The sequence below is a fragment of the Streptomyces sp. NPDC059866 genome, from assembly GCF_042731325.1.
In the GTDB taxonomy this organism is placed as follows: Bacteria; Actinomycetota; Actinomycetes; order Streptomycetales; family Streptomycetaceae; genus Streptomyces; species Streptomyces flavusporus.
Genome location: NZ_JBHWJT010000003.1, coordinates 184,988 through 202,030 on the forward strand (window position 1 = coordinate 184,988; position 17,043 = coordinate 202,030).

At 70.3% G+C, this 17,043-nt stretch carries 14 protein-coding genes; 9 read left to right on the forward strand and 5 right to left on the reverse strand.

Going from position 1 to position 17,043, the window contains the following annotated elements; genetic code table 11:
• Positions 1-12: 12 nt before the first annotated feature.
• The 3 genes from ACFV7R_RS05240 to rsgA form a co-directional block, all read right to left on the reverse strand.
• Positions 13-501, reverse strand: coding sequence for a methylated-DNA--[protein]-cysteine S-methyltransferase (locus ACFV7R_RS05240; protein ID WP_129801521.1), 489 nt, complete (start codon positions 499-501; stop codon positions 13-15).
• Entirely contained in the window at positions 498-1,889 is a 1,392-nt protein-coding gene (locus ACFV7R_RS05245; RefSeq protein ID WP_385260565.1) for a DNA-3-methyladenine glycosylase 2 family protein, read from the reverse strand. The genes ACFV7R_RS05240 and ACFV7R_RS05245 overlap by 4 nt, the downstream gene beginning before the upstream one ends.
• Before the next feature lie 63 nt (positions 1,890-1,952).
• Complete coding sequence (rsgA, locus tag ACFV7R_RS05250; RefSeq protein WP_385260086.1) at positions 1,953-3,044, reverse strand: ribosome small subunit-dependent GTPase A; 1,092 nt, start codon at positions 3,042-3,044, stop codon at positions 1,953-1,955.
• 428 nt (positions 3,045-3,472) lie between these two features.
• Between rsgA and ACFV7R_RS05255 the strand changes: the two genes are divergently transcribed.
• From ACFV7R_RS05255 to ACFV7R_RS05265, 3 genes are all read left to right on the forward strand, one after another.
• A complete protein-coding gene (locus ACFV7R_RS05255; protein WP_307623925.1) occupies positions 3,473-3,676 on the forward strand; it encodes a cold-shock protein in 204 nt (67 codons plus the stop codon).
• Between the two features lie 87 nt (positions 3,677-3,763).
• Complete coding sequence (locus ACFV7R_RS05260; RefSeq protein ID WP_385260088.1) at positions 3,764-5,482, forward strand: DEAD/DEAH box helicase; 1,719 nt, start codon at positions 3,764-3,766, stop codon at positions 5,480-5,482.
• Positions 5,483-5,507: 25 nt separating this feature from the next.
• On the forward strand, positions 5,508-5,756 hold the full coding sequence (locus ACFV7R_RS05265; RefSeq protein ID WP_385260091.1) for a hypothetical protein: 249 nt from the start codon (positions 5,508-5,510) through the stop codon (positions 5,754-5,756).
• Between the two features lie 101 nt (positions 5,757-5,857).
• Here the strand turns inward: ACFV7R_RS05265 and ACFV7R_RS05270 are convergent, their stop codons facing one another.
• Positions 5,858-7,384: a cellulose binding domain-containing protein gene (locus ACFV7R_RS05270; RefSeq protein ID WP_385260093.1), complete on the reverse strand. Its 1,527-nt coding sequence runs from the start codon at positions 7,382-7,384 to the stop codon at positions 5,858-5,860.
• A 214-nt stretch (positions 7,385-7,598) separates the two neighbouring features.
• The gene (locus ACFV7R_RS05275) at positions 7,599-8,918 is read right to left on the reverse strand and encodes a radical SAM protein (protein WP_385260095.1); all 1,320 of its coding nucleotides are present in this window, start codon (positions 8,916-8,918) and stop codon (positions 7,599-7,601) included.
• Positions 8,919-9,137: 219 nt separating this feature from the next.
• Between ACFV7R_RS05275 and ACFV7R_RS05280 the strand changes: the two genes are divergently transcribed.
• From ACFV7R_RS05280 to ACFV7R_RS05305, 6 genes are all read left to right on the forward strand, one after another.
• Positions 9,138-10,382 carry a D-arabinono-1,4-lactone oxidase gene (locus tag ACFV7R_RS05280; protein WP_385260097.1) on the forward strand — a complete coding sequence of 415 codons (1,245 nt, stop codon included), beginning with the start codon at positions 9,138-9,140 and terminating at the stop codon, positions 10,380-10,382.
• 215 nt (positions 10,383-10,597) lie between these two features.
• Positions 10,598-11,848 carry an ROK family transcriptional regulator gene (locus tag ACFV7R_RS05285; RefSeq protein WP_385260098.1) on the forward strand — a complete coding sequence of 417 codons (1,251 nt, stop codon included), beginning with the start codon at positions 10,598-10,600 and terminating at the stop codon, positions 11,846-11,848.
• Between the two features lie 18 nt (positions 11,849-11,866).
• The gene (locus ACFV7R_RS05290; protein WP_385260099.1) at positions 11,867-13,696 is read left to right on the forward strand and encodes a glycoside hydrolase; all 1,830 of its coding nucleotides are present in this window, start codon (positions 11,867-11,869) and stop codon (positions 13,694-13,696) included.
• Between the two features lie 215 nt (positions 13,697-13,911).
• Positions 13,912-15,177 (forward strand): ABC transporter substrate-binding protein, encoded by a 1,266-nt coding sequence (locus tag ACFV7R_RS05295; protein WP_385260101.1) that lies wholly within the window; start codon positions 13,912-13,914, stop codon positions 15,175-15,177.
• A 20-nt stretch (positions 15,178-15,197) separates the two neighbouring features.
• Entirely contained in the window at positions 15,198-16,163 is a 966-nt protein-coding gene (locus ACFV7R_RS05300; protein ID WP_385260103.1) for a carbohydrate ABC transporter permease, read from the forward strand.
• Entirely contained in the window at positions 16,160-17,032 is an 873-nt protein-coding gene (locus ACFV7R_RS05305) for a carbohydrate ABC transporter permease (protein WP_385260105.1), read from the forward strand. Before ACFV7R_RS05300 ends, ACFV7R_RS05305 begins: the two co-directional genes overlap by 4 nt.
• Positions 17,033-17,043 lie beyond the last annotated feature (11 nt).

Genomic DNA, 17,043 nt, shown 5'->3' on the forward strand with positions numbered 1-17,043 from the left:
CGGGCCCCTGGGTCAGAGCACGCCTTCCAGCGTGAGCAGCTGCACCTTCCGGTCGAGGCCGCCCGCGTAGCCGGTCAGTGCGCCGTCGGCGCCGATCACGCGGTGGCAGGGGCGGAGGATCAGCAGCGGGTTGGCGCCGATCGCGCCGCCGACGGCCCGTACGGCGGCCCTGGGGGCGCCGATCCGGGCCGCGATCTCGCCGTACGTGGTGGTGGCGCCGTACGGCAGTGAGTCCAGGGCGGCCCACACCCGCTGCCGGAACGCGGTGCCCTCGGTGCGCGACGGCAGGCGGAACTCCTTGAGCTCGCCGGCGAAGTACGCGGCGAGCTGTTCCTCGGCCTCGCGAAACAGCCCGGGGTCGTGCAGCCAGCCGTCCTGGACGGTGCGGCCGCCCTTCTGGCCGGGCACGGACAGGGACGTCAGTGTGCCGCTCGGGTCGGCGGTGAGGAGCAGCTCGCCGAGCGGGCCGGCGACGGTGGTCCAGTGGGTCGGGGTGGTCATCGGTACTCCAACTCCCCTGCTGTGAGCAGGTGTTGTACGGCGTACGAGCGCCAGGGGCGGCAGCTGTCGGGAAGGTCCGTGTCGGGCGGCGCCACGTCGGGGTCGCCCAGGGCGCGGGTGCGGATGGCGGTGACGGTGGCGCCGTCCAGGCCGGGCACGGCGAGCAGTGCCGCCTGTGCGTCGTCCCGGTCGGCGCCCGGGTCGAGCCGTACGGCGCCGTCGGCGAGGGCGGCGGTGAGCGCGCCCAGGGTGCCGCCGGGCTCGGCCTCCGCGAGGACGGCCGGTTCGGGGAAGACATGGGTGAGGGTGCCGCACGGGACGTCGAGGGTCTTGCCGTACCGCCGTACGAGCTGCTCCGCCGCCGGTCCCACCAGTGCGCGGACCGCCAGCTCCGCCGGGTCGGCGGCGCCCGGCGAACGCAGTCCGGGCCGCGCGGCGACCAGCGGGGCGAGCCGTGGGTCGGCGCCGAGCCGCTCGTCGACGGCGTACGGATCGGCGTCGAGGTCGAACAGCCGCCGCAGCCGCTGCACGGCGGTGGTGAGGTCGCGCAGGTCGGTGAGGTGCAGCCGCGCGTCGAGCCAGCCGCCCCGGTGGCGGGCCGAGCCGGAGCTGCCCGGCCGCTCGTCGACCGCGGCGATTCCCGTGCCGTAGGGCAGGCGGAGCGTACGGCGGTAGGTGCGGCCGCCGGGCGCCCCGCTCACCTCCTCGATGCCGGGCACCGCCTCGCGGGCCAGCAGGTCGAAGACGGCACCGGCGTGGTACGGGCCCCGGTGGGCGAGCCGCAGCGGAATCCCGGCGCTCGGGGTGTCCGCCCGCCGGGCCGGACGGCGCCTGGGTGCGGCGGCACGCAGTTCGCTCGGCGTCGACGCGTACACGGCGCGGATCGTGTCGTTGAACTGGCGCACGCTGGCGAACCCGGCCGCGAACGCGATCTCGGTGATCGGCAGGCCGGTGGTCTGGAGCAGCACCCGGGCGGTGTGCGCCCGCTGGGCCCGGGCCAGTGCGACGGGGCCGGCGCCGAGCTCGGCGGTGAGCTGGCGCTGCACCTGCCGGGCGCTGTAGCCGAGCCGCGCGGCGAGGCCGGCGACGCCTTCCCGGTCGACGACGCCGTCGCCGATCAGCCGCATGGCCCGCCCCACGACGTCGGCCCGCGCATTCCAGTCGGCCGAGCCCGGCACCGCGTCCGGCCGGCACCGCCGGCAGGCCCGGAATCCCGAGCCCTGCGCGGCGGCGGCCGTCGCGAAGAACCGCACGTTGTGCCGCCTGGGCGTCACGGCGGGACAGCTCGGCCGGCAGTAGATGCCGGTCGTCTCGACGGCGAAGAAGAACGCCCCGTCGAATCGCCCGTCCCTGCTGCGCACGGCCTCGTACCTGCTGTCTTCGTCCATCACGCTGTCCAGTCTCCGCCGTGGGGAGCGGAGCTGCTGGCGGAAATCGGACGTGACGTCGGTCTACGTCCAGCGCCCCCGCTTCGCCTCCATCGCCGCGCGGCCCTGCGCACCCTTCCGCTTCCAGTCCTTGCGGATCTCCGCACGCAGCCGCGCGTCGGTCTTGGCCACGATCCGCTGGTTCTCCCGCAGGAGCTTGCGGTAGCTCTCCAGCCGTCGCACGGGCAGTTCCCCGGAGTCGATGGCGGCCAGCACCGCGCACCCGGGCTCGGACTCGTGGGCGCAGTCGTGGAAGCGGCAGCGTTCGGCGAGCTCCTCGATCTCGGAGAACACCTGCCCGACCCCGGTCTCGGCGTCCCAGAGGCCCACACCCCTGAGCCCCGGGGTGTCGATCAGCACACCGCCGGCCGGCAGCAGGAGCAGATTGCGCGTGGTGGTGGTGTGCCGGCCCTTGCCGTCCACGTCCCGCGTGGCCTGCACATCCATCACGTCCTCGCCGAGCAGCGCGTTCGCGAGCGTCGACTTGCCCGCGCCGGACTGCCCGAGCAGTACGGACGTACCACCGGAGACGACCGCCGCGAGGACCTCGAGCCCGTCCCCGTCGACCGCGCTGACCGCGAGCACCGGCACGCCCGGCGCCGTCGTCTCCACGTCCTGGACGAGATGCGCGAGCGTCGCCGCGTCCGGCACCAGGTCGGCCTTGGTCAGGACGACGACCGGCTGCGCCCCGGATTCCCAGGCGAGCGCAAGGAAGCGTTCGATACGGCCGAGGTCGACGTCGACGGCGAGCGACACGGCGACGATCGCGTGGTCGACGTTGGCCGCGAGGATCTGCCCCTCGGACCGCTTGGAGGAGGTGGAGCGCACGAAGGCGGTACGGCGTGGCAGACACGTCCGTACGTAGCGGGGGTTGCCCGCGGGTTCGACGGCGACCCAGTCGCCGGTGCACACGACGCGCAGGGGGTCGTGCGGGGTGACGAAAGCGGTGTCGGCCCGCAGGACGCCGTCGGTGGTGACCACGTCGCACTGACCGCGGTCCACCCGGAGCACACGCCCGGGCAGCAGCCCTTCGGAGTCGTACGGGGCGAACGTCTGTGCCCATGCCTCGTCCCAGCCGTAGGGAGCGAGCGCGGTGGAAGCAGAAGTGGAAGTCAAGGGTGACCCTTCACAAGGGTGGCCCCGGCGGGCGCGCGGATGTCCGGCGCGCGAAAGGTGTCGGGTGTCAGCCGGTGACCACGGAGGTGGACTTGATGAACTTCTGGTTGCGGGCAGCGCCCATCACAGAGACAGCCATCGGTCACACCTCCCGTTCCGCACTCGGTCGACAGCGGCGACCATGCGGTCGCCGTGCGAAGCAGTCCTCACCGTAGAGCGGCACGCACGCGAGTGCCACCGATTTATGCACCTGCGCCCGGCGCGCCTCGGTGATCGACCGCGGTCCGCGGAGCTGTGCTACAGTTCCGGAGTTGCAGTTGTGGTACCCATGAAGCTATGTGCGCCTGACAGGAATGCTTTTCCTCGAGGCGCACTATTTGTTTTCCGGCATCTCCGGATGGGGCCTCTGCCTACAGAAGGAGAACGTCATGGCACAGGGAACCGTGAAGTGGTTCAACGCCGAAAAGGGTTTCGGCTTCATCCAGCAGGACGGCGGCGGCCCCGACGTCTTCGCCCACTACTCGAACATCGCGACCCAGGGCTTCCGTGAGCTCCAGGAGGGCCAGCGGGTCTCCTTCGACGTCACGCCGGGCCAGAAGGGCCCGCAGGCGGAGAACATCGTCCCCGCCTGATCGCCGGACGCGTATCCGCTCACCGGGGTCCGCACCGCCATGGTGCGGACCCCGGTTTGTGCTGTTTCCAGGAAGGCAAATAACTGCATGTCCCGCAGGCCCCAGAAGCCGAACCGGCGCGCCTCGTCATCCCCACCGTCCGCGTCGTCGCCAAGGGAATTCCGGCTGCCGGAAAGCGCGACGCCCGCACTTCCCGCCGTCGAGGACTTCGCCGGTCTGGACATGCCGGCGGCGCTGCTGAAGACCCTCACCGCGCAAGGCGTCACCACCCCCTTCCCCATCCAGGCCGCCACGCTGCCCAACTCGCTGGCCGGCCGTGATCTGCTGGGACGGGGACGCACCGGCTCCGGCAAGACCCTCGCGTTCGGGCTGGCGCTCCTGGCCCGCACGGCCGGACTGCGCGCGGAGCCCAGGGCACCCCTCGCCCTCGTGCTGGTGCCCACCCGTGAACTCGCCCAGCAGGTCACCGACGCGCTGACCCCCTATGCGACGGCGGTGAACCTCAGGCTGGCCACCGTGGTCGGCGGGTTGTCCATCACCAAGCAGGCCGCCGCGCTCCGGCGCGGCGCCGAGGTGCTCGTGGCGACCCCCGGCCGGCTCAACGACCTGGTGGCACAGGGTGACTGCGTGCTCGACAGCGTACGCATCACGGTGCTGGACGAAGCCGACCAGATGACCGACATGGGCTTCCTGCCGCAGATCACCAAGCTGATCCAGCGCGTACGGCCCGACGGACAGCGCATGCTCTTCTCGGCCACCCTGGACCGCAACATCGACCGCCTGGTGCAGCGGTTCCTGACCGACCCCGTGGTGCACTCCGTGGACCCGTCCGCGGGAGCGGTGACCACCATGGAACACCACGTGCTCCACGTCCAGGACGAGACCGACAAGAAGGCCGTCACCACGCGCATCGCGGCCCGTGACGGCAGGGTCATCCTCTTCCTCGACACCAAGAGGTCCGCCGACCGCCTCACCAAGCGGCTCCTGACCGTCGGTGTCCGCGCGGCCGCACTGCACGGAGGCCGCTCCCAGCCGCAGCGCAACCGCACCCTGGAACAGTTCAAGAGCGGCCAGGTCACCGCACTCGTGGCGACCAACGTCGCGGCCCGGGGCATACACATCGACAACCTCGACCTCGTCGTGAACGTCGATCCCCCCACCGACCACAAGGACTACCTCCACCGAGGCGGACGCACGGCCCGCGCCGGCGGCTCCGGCAGCGTGGTCACGCTGGTCCTGCCCGAGCAGAAACGGGACGTCACCCGGCTCATGTCGGACGCGGGCATCCGTCCCCGGACAGCCCGCATCACGTCGAGCGACGCGGAGCTGGCCACCATCACCGGCGCCCGCGAGCCTTCCGGCGTGCCCGTCACCATCGAGGTCCCCCAGCCGGCGACACCCACAGCGTCCCGCCGAGACCGGAAAACCGGCACCGAGCCCAGCAGGCGTTCCAGCCGCCGACGCCGAAACAGCGGCGGGTCCGGAGCGGCGACAGGTGCTGCCACCGGGACGGGGGGCCGGAGCTCGGACCGCCGGGCCACGGCCGAGGCGGCAGCCACTGCCGGCACTGCCGCAACCGGCGGGCGCGGCTCTGCCCGCCGAGCAGGAGCAGACGGAGCCAAGGGTGGTGCCGTCGGCGCGGGCGGCCGCAGGGCCGCTGCCGCTGCGGCGACCGGCGCTGCCTCCGGCAAGACCGTCCGCGGATCCGGCCGGCGCACGGCGAAGGGATCAACCACGCGCGGCACGGCCGGCACCGGCGGCCGCGGCTCCGACCACCGAGGAGGCCGCCGCAGCTCTGCCACCTAGGGAGGTATCAGGCACCATCCCCCTGTTGATCACCTCGCACAGGCGTTCGTCGGCGGCGCAGGGCTGGACTCGCGAGCAGTCGCGAGTCGCGCCCTGGGCCACCCACGACCTCGGTCAGCGCGGCGATCGTGGACACCTCCTGCAAGGCCTGTTCGCCGAAGGCGTGGGCATCGGCGTAGTCGGCGTAGCCGTACCGTGCGAAGGGGGCGGTGTCGAAGAGTTCCCGTACCAGGACACGAGCCCGCCCAGGGCCGCGGTTCCCTCCGGCACCTGACCGCTCCGGCGCCGAGCCGCCGCTCCGGTGCTCATCCAGGTCTGCCTGGTCCCGTGTGCTGATGTGCGGCCGCTCGTGGCGGTCGCGTAGGTGACCGCCTTCTACCTCAGGTCAGCGGACGGGGCTTTGCTGTCCACGGACGCCTTGGCGCAGTCCTCCCCGTTCAGCGTGAAGCCGTACGCCGGTGAGTTCTTGCCGCGCCAGGACGACAGGAAGCCGAAGGAGATGCTGCCGTCGGCGGGGACGGACCGGTTGTAGTCGGCGGCGTCGACGACGACGCGCGCGCCGTTCTGGGTGAAGCTCGCGTCCCACATCTGGTCGATCCGCTGGCCGTCCCGGAAGGACCAGGCGACCCGCCAGTCGTCGAGGGCGTGCTCGGTGGTGACGGTGACGGTGGCCTGGAAACCGTCGGGCCACTGGCCGACGAGGTCGTACCGGACATGGCAGGCGGCCGGTTCGTCATCGGCCGGGCCGGTGTCCGCCGGAGTGGTGGAGGTGGAGGTGCCCTGGGGTTCCGGGTCGGGGTCCTCGTGCCGGGTCGGCGGGTCGGACCCCTCGCGATCGGACGGCTCGGGCGACGCGGACGCCGGGTCGGAGGGGCGGGGGTCGGCGGACGGTATGGAGGGGTGCGGGTCGGCGACGGGCTGGCGGTCGGAGCCTTCGCCGGATCCCGCGGCGTTGTCGCCGGTGCCGCCGCGGGGCATCAGGGTGACGGCGAGGGCGAGCAGGGAGACGAGGGTGGCGGCGACGAGGAGTCCGTTGCGCAGGACGCGGGACTTGTCGGCACCGGCCCCTGCCGCCTCGTCGTCCCCGTCGCCCGCGGCGGGGCGGCCGGCGCCGAGGCGGACCTCGGCGGCCCGGCGACGGCGTTCCAGGTAGGCGAGGCCGCCCCAGCCGATGACGCCGCCGGCCAGGGCGCCGGGCAGTCCGCCGCCGTGCAGCCGCAGGCAGGCGGCGGCTTCCGCGCACTGTGTGCAGCGGGCGAGGTGCCGGGAGAGGTCGTCGGGGGTGTCGGCGATCGGCGAGCGGGTGATCGCGTCGAGCAGCCGGGCGTAACTGCGGCACTGTGGGGGCAGCGGCGTGTCGAGGTGGTTGCGCAGGCAACGGTCCCGGAACAGGCCGCGCACTTCGGTGAGTTCCTCGGCCACGCCGGACGGGTCGAGGCCGAGCCGACGGGCCACCACCGGCAGCGGCAGCGCCTCCACCTCGGCCAGCCACAGCAGTTCCGCGTCGGGTCCCTGCATGTCGCGCAGGGCGCGCAGGGCGAGCGGGCGGTGCAGCGGCGGTCCGGTGTAGCGGGCGGCCTGCTCGGAGTTGAGCCACAGGCGCAGTTCGGGGTCGAGGCGGTGGCCGTCGCCCTGGCTCTCCCAGTCGGCTGCCGTGGTGCGGACGGCGGTCAGCAGCAGGGCGATCCGCGGCAGTCGGGGGGCCCGCCGGCCACCGCTGCGGTGCGTTCCGGAGTCGGCGGAGCGGGCCTCGCGTATACCGTGTGCGAACGCCTCCCGGGCGAGCTGTGTCGCCGCCGCGGAGCCGGACGTGCACAGGTCGGCGTACGAGAGCACCGTGTCCCAGCACTCGGAGAACAGCGCGGCCTCAGCGGCGTCCTGGGGGGTCGGCAGGTCGGGCATGAGTCTCCTGCATCCACATGCGAGGTCAACTCGCCACATCGGCAAGGGAGTTGGGGGGAACCTCAGGGCGGGTCAAGAGCTTTTCACGGTTCCGCCACAACTGACAAGCCGCGTATTCAAATCCCCCTGCGTTCCTCCGTCCACGCATCGGCGCTCGGTGACTCATACGGATGGGAGGCCGGATCGTCTCGATCCGGCCCGGGGCGTGTCCCTCCTACACCTCTGCCGGCTCCTGCGCGGGCAGACTGTCCATGAAGGAGCTCACCGAGAAAACCGCACGGCCGGGTCCGGGCGGGCCGTAGCCGGGGGGCGAGGAGAGACCGAAGTCGTCCATGGTGGCGCGGTAGGCCTCCAGCAGCCGGATGTGGTACTCCAGCGGCGCGCCCTGCGGGTTGGCCTTGCCGAGCGGGGTCGTGGGCTCGGGGCACCAGGTGGTGAACCGGGGCGTGATGCCGTGCGACATGAAGAAACGCAGGCCCTCGGTGGTCGACTCGATCGCCTCGTCGACCGTCGTGAAGCCGAAGGGCTCCGCCATCTCCACGCCCGCGACGAAGTTGGGGATGACGTTGCGCGCGCCGAAGATCTCCGCGGAGTCGAGGATGCGCTTGTGCCACTCGTCACGGCCGACGTAGCGCTCCTTGCCCGGGCAGTACAGCTCGAACAGACGCCGGTCCCACACCTCGTAGTTGGGGTGGTAGATCTGCACGCCGTAGTCCTTGAAGCGCTGTACGTCGTCCTTCGGCAGCGCCTGGGCCACGACCTTGCCGATCCACCGCCCCGGGAAGCGCTCCTCGATGGCCTTGGCGTAGTGGCCGTAGAAGTCGGCCTCGTCCCGTCCGGCGACCGTCTTGGTGATGGCGCCGCCGGTGAGCGTGTAGGCGGTGGACGCCTTCGCGGTGTCGTACCGGTCGATGATCTCCAGGGCCTCGAGGACCTCCTCGACGTCCTTCACGCCCGTGTACGGCCGTCCGGCGGCCTTGTGCTGGCGCCAGTTGTGGTTGATGTCGCAGTACTGGCACTCCTCCTTGGCGCCGAAGTACTGGCAGACCCGGAAGACGGTCAGGTAGATGAGGTAACCCCACTGGATGGTCGGGGCGACCTCCATGACGGACTTTCCGTTGGACAGCTTGTGCCGGTAGTACTCGGGCATCGGCGGCACACCGACGTCGGCGATGCGCCTGCCGTCCAGGTAGAGCCCCAGCAGGCCCTCGTCGTCGGCGGCGACGCGGTACGGCGAGGACGGGTTCACGCGCACGGACACGACGGTCCGCCGCAGGTCGTACGGGCCGCCCGTGAGGATGATCTCCTCCGGCGGACGCCGCAGCGCGGCCTCGCCCAGCTCGGGCAGGGTGCCGTGGTCGAAGGAGAAGATGAAGTACGACTTCGGCTTCACCTCACCGCCCTCGTTGTCGCTGAGCGCGGACGGGTCGAAGGCCACACCTCCGCGGAGCAGGTCCTCTTTGAAGACGGCCTCCCGCGGCACATGCGGGAAGCGCTCCATCAGATCCTCGACGAGCGCGGTGCGGCTGCCCATCACGTGTCTCCTCCTTGTGGCGATTCCCTGGTGCGACGTTCGACATCTCACGGTATGCCCCCTGCCTCCTCAGGTGCGCAGCCGGGTCCGGCACGGCACGGACGTATCCGACATTTCGGGTATCAGATGGCCTCCGACCGGCGCCCGCCGCATCGGCGCCGGTCACCGCAGTGATGTGATGGCCCCGACGTTCTCGACACCTCGGGGAGGGGCCGCCGTATGACCGGGACCGTGACCAACTGGGCCGGCAACATCACGTACACCGCCAAGGAGCTGCACCGCCCGCGCACGCTGGACGCGTTGCGCTCGCTCGTCGCGGACAGTGCGCGGGTGCGGGTGCTGGGCAGCGGGCACTCCTTCAACGCGATCGCCGACCCCGGCGCCGAGGGCGCGCTGGTGTCCCTGACCGCGCTGCCGCCCGGGGTCGACGTCGACACGACGGCCCGTACGGTACGGGTCTCCGGTGGCGTCCGGTACGCCGAACTGGCCCGCCGGGTGCACGACCACGGTCTCGCCCTGCCCAACATGGCGTCCCTGCCGCACATCTCGGTGGCCGGCTCGGTGGCCACCGGCACCCATGGTTCGGGGGTCGGCAACGCACCGCTCGCGGCTGCCGTACGGGAGGTGGAGCTGGTCACCGGCGACGGTACGACGGTGACCGTCGGCCGGGGTGAGGAGCGGTTCGGCGGTGCGGTCACCTCGCTCGGCGCGCTCGGCGTCGTCACCGCGCTCACCCTCGATCTGGAGCCGGCCTTCGAGGTCGAACAGCATCTGTTCACCGAACTGCCGCTGGCCGGGCTGGACTTCGAGACGGTGATGGCGGTGGCGTACAGCGTGAGCCTGTTCACCGACTGGCGCGAGCCGGGCTTCCGGCAGGTGTGGGTCAAGCGGCGCACGGACCAGCCGCTGCCCGGCTTCCCCTGGGCGGCGCCCGCGACCGAGGCGCTGCACCCGGTGCCGGGGATGCCCGCCGTCAACTGCACCGAACAGTTCGGCGTGCGCGGGCCGTGGCACGAGCGACTGCCGCACTTCAGGGCGGAGTTCACGCCGAGCAGCGGCGCCGAGTTGCAGTCGGAGTACCTGATGCCGCGCGCGTACGCCGTCGACGCGCTGCACGCGCTCGACGCGATCCGTACGGTCATGGCGCCGGTCGTGCAGACCTGCGAGGTGCGGACGGTCGCCGCCGACGGCCAGTGGCTGAGCCCGGCGTACGGACGGGACACCGTGGCCGTGCACTTCACCTGGGTCGAGGACCTGGCGGCCGTGCTGCCGGTGGTGCGGCGGGTGGAGGAGGTGCTGGAGGCGTTCGAGGCCCGGCCGCACTGGGGGAAGGTGTTCGCGGTGCCGGGGGCGCGGTTGCGGGAACTGTATCCGCGGCTGGGGGACTTCCGGGCGCTGGCGAAGGAGCTCGATCCGGCGGGGAAGTTCACCAACGCCTTCGTCCAAGCCATCCTGCGCGACTGACTCCCCGACTTTCTCCACCCCCTTTCCTAACCCCTTGTCGAAAGGCGCGCCAGCCCATAGCCTTGCGCCGCGCCGGTGCCGACGTCGTCCCGGCCTGGTCCGGAAGGGATGGGGGCACCTGCGGTGAAGACTCCGGCGCTGTGCTTTTCCGGGGGACAACCCCCGGACCCCCGGCAGGAGTTCAGCGACTGGTGCTTGTCAGTGAGGGGAGTTCGATGAAGCGCAGCACGTCACGCGACATCCGCACCGCGAACCGCTACGAGGTGCTGCGCCAGATCATCGCCACGTCCCCCACCTCACGGCAGGAGCTCGCCGCCGCGACCGGCCTGAGCCTCGCCACGGTCGCCACGCTCGTCGGGGAGCTGCTCGACCTCGGGATGATCACCGAGGTCGGGTTCGAGGACTCGGCGGGCGGCCGGCCGCGCGGGCTCGTGGCCGTCAACGCGTCGGGCGGCGCGCTGATCGGCGTCGACATCGCGGAGACATACGTCCATGTCGAGCTGTTCGACCTCGCGCTGACCGTGCTGGCCCGCGCCGACGAGGACATGCGGCCCGGCGAGAGCCGCCCGGAGCAGGTGGTCAGCCATGTCGCCGCCGCCGTCGGTTCGGTGGTCGCGCAGGCCGGGATCGAGGGCGCCCGGGTGCTCGGCGTCGGGGTGAGCGTGCCGGGGCAGGTGGACCGCGACACCGGTGTCTCCGAGTACGCGCCCAACTGGGACTGGCACGACGTGCCCCTGCTCGACCTGCTCGCCGAGCACATCGCCTACCCCCTCTACCTGGACAATCCGCTGCGCGCCTGCGCGGTGGCCGAGCTGTGGTTCGGGGCCGCGCGGGGCCGCGGCGACGCCGTCGTGGTCAACCTCGGGACCGGGGTCGGCGCCGGGCTCGTGCTGGGCGGCGGGCTGCACCGGGGCGTCAGCAACAGCGCCGGCGAATGGGGCCACACCACCCTCGTGCTGGACGGCCGGCTGTGTCACTGCGGCAACCACGGCTGCGTGGAGACCTATGTCGGCGCGCCCGGAATCATGCAGCACCTGCGGGAGTTGAGCCCCGGCAGCACCCTGCTGCACCCCGAGGACCAGACCGCCACCATCGACGCCCTCGCCCGCGCGGTCACCGCGAACGACCCGGTCGCCGTGAAGGTCGTCCGGGACACCGCCCGTTATCTGGCCGCCGGCATCGCCGACCTGGTCAATCTGTTCAACCCCGAAGTGGTCGTGCTCAGCAGCTGGGTCGCGGCCACCCTCGGCGAACCGCTGCTCGCCGAGGTGCGCGAGGCCGTCGCCCGGCATGCGCTGCGCCGGCCGCTGGCCGCCACCGAGATCGTCCTCTCCCCGATCCCCACCGACCCGGTCTCCCTCGGCGCGGCGACGTTCGCGCTCGAGGGCGCCCTGCAGTCCGTCGGGCAGAGGAGTGCACGACGTACCACCGCCCCCGCAAGGAGCCGTACCGCACCACCTTCATGACGACGGAAGGGATGCACGTTGCGCACCAGCAGATCGATCCTCACGACAGCCGCGGCCGCACTGGCTGTCTCCGGAGCCCTGATATCCGCACCCCCCGCAGGCGCCGCCGACTCCGCACCCGCCCAGGTCTCCCCCCACGCCGCCCAGACCATCGACAACATCGGCGCCTCGGGCGCCTGGTGGGTCAACGATCTCAAGAACTTCGACCCCAAGGTCCAGGCCCGGGTGGCGAAGCTGCTGTTCTCCTCGAAGGGCCTGGACCTGAGCAGCTACCGCTACAACATCGGCGGCGGCGGTACGGCGGTCACCACACCGTCGCGCGCCCCCGAGGACTTCCGTAACGACGACGGAACGTACGACTGGAGCAAGGACAAGGGCGGCCGTACGTTCCTCAGGTACGCCGCCGCTTACGGCGTCGAGGACCTCATCGCCTTCGTCAACAGCGCGCCCGCCGAGTGGAAGACCAACGGCAAGAGCTGCGGCGGCCATCTGAAGGCGGAGAACGAGCAGGACTTCGCGGAGTACATCGCCGACGTCACCGACCACTTCGCCGCGCAGGGCGCGAAGTTCGACTACATCAGCCCCTTCAACGAGCCGACGAACAGCTTCGACAGCTGCGGCCAGGAGGGCATGCTCGTCGACGTCCCGCAGCGCGACGACATCGTGCGGGCGCTCGGCGCCGAGCAGCAGGCCCGGCACCAGAAGACCGGCATCATCGCCGACGAGTCCACCAGCACGGTGAAGTTCAACGACGAGGTCCCGCAGTGGATCTCGCAGCCGGGCACGGCGCAGTACGTCGACAAACTGGCCCACCACACCTACGACAACCCGTCCGACGCCAACCGGGCGAGGGTGTACGAGACGTCCAGGTCGGTCGGCAAGACGTCCTGGTCGACGGAGATCTGCTGCTTCGGCAAGGGCGGCACCGGTTGGGCGCAGGAGTACGACCCGACCATCGACGGCGGCCTCAACCTCTCCCGGATCATGTACAAGGACTTCGCCGTCGCCCACGACTCGGCGTTCCACTGGTGGGTCGCCCTGTCGGAGATGATCGGCACCGATCCGTACGCGAAGAACGACCAGGGCTGGAACGACGGCCTGATCTACTACGACCCGGACTACGCCACCAACGGCAACCAGACCCTGTACTTCACGAAGCGCTACTACGCGCTCGGCCAGTACAGCAAGTTCGTGAAGCCCGGCGCGGTCGCGCACAACGTCACCGGCGTGCCGGACGGCGTCGAGGTGAGCGCGTACGACAGCAAGGGCAAGTGGGTGGTCGTGGTCAACAACCACAACGCCACGGAAACCGCCCTCGACCTGAACTTCAACAGCAAGTCGCCGCTTCGGGCGAGCAAGGCCGTGCGCACCTCGGCGGACGAGAACTGGGCGAACGTCTCGAAGCCGGCGGTGAACGGATCGGCCGTTTCGGCAACGCTTCCCGCCCGTTCCATCACCACGTACGTCTTCGACCAGAAGGGCCGCGGCAGTTCGGCCGTCACCGGCGCCTGGCAGGGCGAGCAGTCCGGAAAGTGCCTGACGGCGGACGCCTCCGGGGCAGCGATCGGCACGTGCACGGGCGGCGCCGAGCAGTCGTGGTCGTATGACGCGAAGGGTGGCCTGAAGAGCACCAACGGGTATCTGACGACCGGGACTTCGGGCCTCACGACCGCCGCCGAGTTCACGGGTGACGCCGCGCAGCGCTGGCTGCTGAACTCCAACGGGCAGATCGTGAACGAGGCGTCCGGGAAGTGCCTGGACGTCAGCGGTCAGGCGACGGCCGACGGCAGCCGGGTGATCCTCTACAGCTGCACGGGCGGCACCAACCAGGCCTGGTTCCGGCAGTAGTTCATCCCTTGTGAGGGTCGGCGGGCCGCCGGTGCGGTGGCCCGCCGCTCCCTCACGTTCGGCATCCCGAACCTTACGCAACGCTTCGAACAGGCTTCGTCCAACCCCTTGCCGAAGCCTTAGCCGAAGGTTAACGTCCCGCAGCGCAAGTCCATTTGAGCCATCTGGCGCTGAGCCAACCGAGCCGCAGCCGTACTCGAGACAAGGACGTCAGCATGTCGGCATTCAGCAACACCAACTGGGACCGCCGATCCGTACTCCGGGCCGCCATGGGCCTGGCCGCCGCCGGCGGGCTGGCGGCCTGCGGGAGCAACAACGGGCGTGGGGGCGGCTCGGGTTCGGGCACGAACCTGGTGCAGTACTTCCACGCGTACGGCGAGGCCGGCACCGAGCAGGCCATCAAGAAGTACGCGGCGGCCTACGACAAGGCGAAGGTGACCACGCAGTGGATCACCGGCTCGAACTTCGAGAGCAAGCTGTTCTCCGCCCTGCTCACCGACAACGCGCCGGACGTCTTCGAGTTCCACCCGCAGATCCAGCTCGTCAAGAGCGGCCAGGTGGCGGATCTGAGCGACATCATCAACCCGGTCAAGGACGACTTCAACCAGGCCGACATCGCCTCGCACACCATCGACGGGAAGATATGGGGCGTCCGTATGATCGACGACCCGCAGTTCTTCTACTACCGCAAGTCGATGCTCGAGGACGCCGGCATCGAGCCGCCGACGACGCTGGACGAGCTGGTCGAGGCGGCGGCCAAGCTCACCACCGACAAGGTCAAGGGTGTCTTCCTCGGCAACTCGGTCACCCCGGTGATGAACCCGCTGATCTGGTCGGCCGGCGCCGACACCCTCGACGACAAGAACCAGATCGCGTACCACACGGACGCGGTCGCCGAGGGTCTGACCAAGCTCCGCACGATGTTCAAGGGCGGCCACATGCTGCTCGACGCCCCCGCCGACTGGTGGGACCCGTCGGCGCTCACCCAGGGCCTGGTCGCCATGCAGTGGTGCGGCATGTGGGCGATGCCGGTGATCCAGCAGGCGCTCGGTGACGACGTCGGCATCATCCCGTTCCCGTCCTCGGCGGACGGCGCCAAGCCGGCGGTCACGAACGGCGGCTGGTCGATGTTCGTCAACGCCAAGTCGAAGCACCTCGACGAGGCGAAGGAGTACGTCAAGTGGCTCTGGATCGACCAGAAGGAGTACCAGGAGGACTGGGCCCTCTCCTACGGCTTCCACATCCCGCCGCGCACCTCGCTCGCCGAGTCCGCCGACAAGCTCAAGTCGGGTCTGGCCGCCGAGGGCGTGAAGCTCTTCAACGAGTTCGGCCACTTCGACAACCCGGCCTGGACGCAGGCCATGATCGTCGCCCTGGAGGGCGTCATCGCCGACTCCGTCCGCAAGGGCGGTAACCCGGAGGCCGCGCTCGACAAGGCCGACAAGACGGTGAACCGCGAGCTGAAGAAGCTGTTCGGATAGGCCGGCGGACGGACCACGACATGTCGACCACCACCACGCCCGGGGTCGCCAAGAGCCCCGCCGCCGCGAAGACCCCCTCGGTCCCGCGGCGGCGCGGCATCCGCGGCCGCACCCTCAACTTCTGGCTCTTCACCGGCCCGTTCCTCGTCGGGCTCGTGATCTTCGTCTACATCCCGATCGGCTGGAGCGCCTACCTCTCCTTCTTCGAGGCCCGCTTCACGGTCACGCCCAGCGAGTTCATCGGCTTCGACAACTACAAGTACATGCTGACGAACGACAAGTTCGTCGACTCCCTCGTCACCTTCACCGTCTTCGCCGCGATCGTCGTACCCATCACCTGGGCGCTCTCGCTCGGCCTGGCGTTGCTGGTGCACCGCATCCGGTTCATGAAGGCGTTCTTCCGGTCGGTGTTCTTCCTGCCGACGGCGGTCAGCTTCGTCGCCGCCTCGCTGATCTGGAAGATGTCCATCTTCAGCGGTGTCCGCTTCGGCCTGATGAACACCGTCCTCAGCTGGTTCGGCATCGACAACATCGCCTGGCTGGCCAACCCCGACCCGCCCTGGTACTGGCTGGTCATCGTCACCGTACGCCTCTGGCTCCAGGCCGGCTTCTACATGATCCTGTTCCTGGCGGCGCTGCAGAACATCCCGAACGAGCTGTACGAGGCCGCCGCCATCGACGGCGCCAAGCCCGGCTGGCAGACCTTCCGGTACGTCACCCTGCCGCAGCTGCGCGCGACCTCGACGGCCGTGATCCTGCTGCTGCTCGTCGCCGCCTACCAGGCCTTCGACGAGTTCTTCAACCTGCTCGCCAAGACCACCTGGGGCCGCCCGCCACTGGTCGAGCTCTACTACACGGCCCTCGGCGAGAACCAGGACTACGGCGCCGGCAGCGCGGGCGCGATGATCCTGACCCTGCTCATCTGCATGGTGACCCTGCTCCAGGGCAGGATCATGGGCTTCGGAAGGGGTGAGGAGTCCAAGTGACCACCACCACGCCCACCGTCGGGAAACCGCGCAAGATCAAGCGCGGCGGTGTCCTCGGCTCCACCGGCCTGTACGTCGCAACCGGTATCGCCGCCTTCCTCTTCCTGGTCCCCTTCTATCTGATCGTCCGCAACGCCCTGTCCACGGACGCGGAGATCACCGGCGAGAACTGGAAGTTCTTCCCCACCGACATCCAGTGGGGCAACTTCACCGAGCTGTTCGACGACCCGACGGTCCCCTTCGCCCAGTCCCTGTGGAACTCCACGGTCGTCGGCGTCCTGCACACCATCGGCACCCTCCTGGTGTGCTCGCTCGCCGGATACGGCCTCGCCCGCATCCCGTACAAGCACGCCAACAAGATCTTCTACGCCGTTCTGGTGACCCTGATGGTCCCGACCGCCGTCACCTTCGTCCCCAGCTTCGTGCTCGTCTCGTCACTCGGATGGGTGTCCACACTGCGCGGACTGGTCATTCCGGGGCTGTTCAGCGGTTTCACCTGCTTCCTGTTCCGGCAGTACTTCCTGGGGTTCCCCAAGGAGCTGGAGGAGGCGGCACGCGTGGACGGACTCGGCTACTGGGGCGCGTACTGGCGCATCGTCGTGCCCAACTCGCTGAACTTCTTCGCCGCCATCGCGACCATCACGTTCATCAGCGGCTGGAACGCCTTCCTGTGGCCCCTGGTCATCGGCCAGGACCAGGAGGCGTGGACGGTGCAGGTCGCGCTCTCCTCGTACATGACCAACCAGACCGTGAACTTCCACCTGATCTTCATGGCCACCGCCATTTCCATCCTGCCCCTGGTGTTCGTGTTCCTGTTCCTGCAGCGCTGGCTGGTCCAGGGCGTCGCACAGACCGGCATCAAGGGCTGACCTAGGAGACC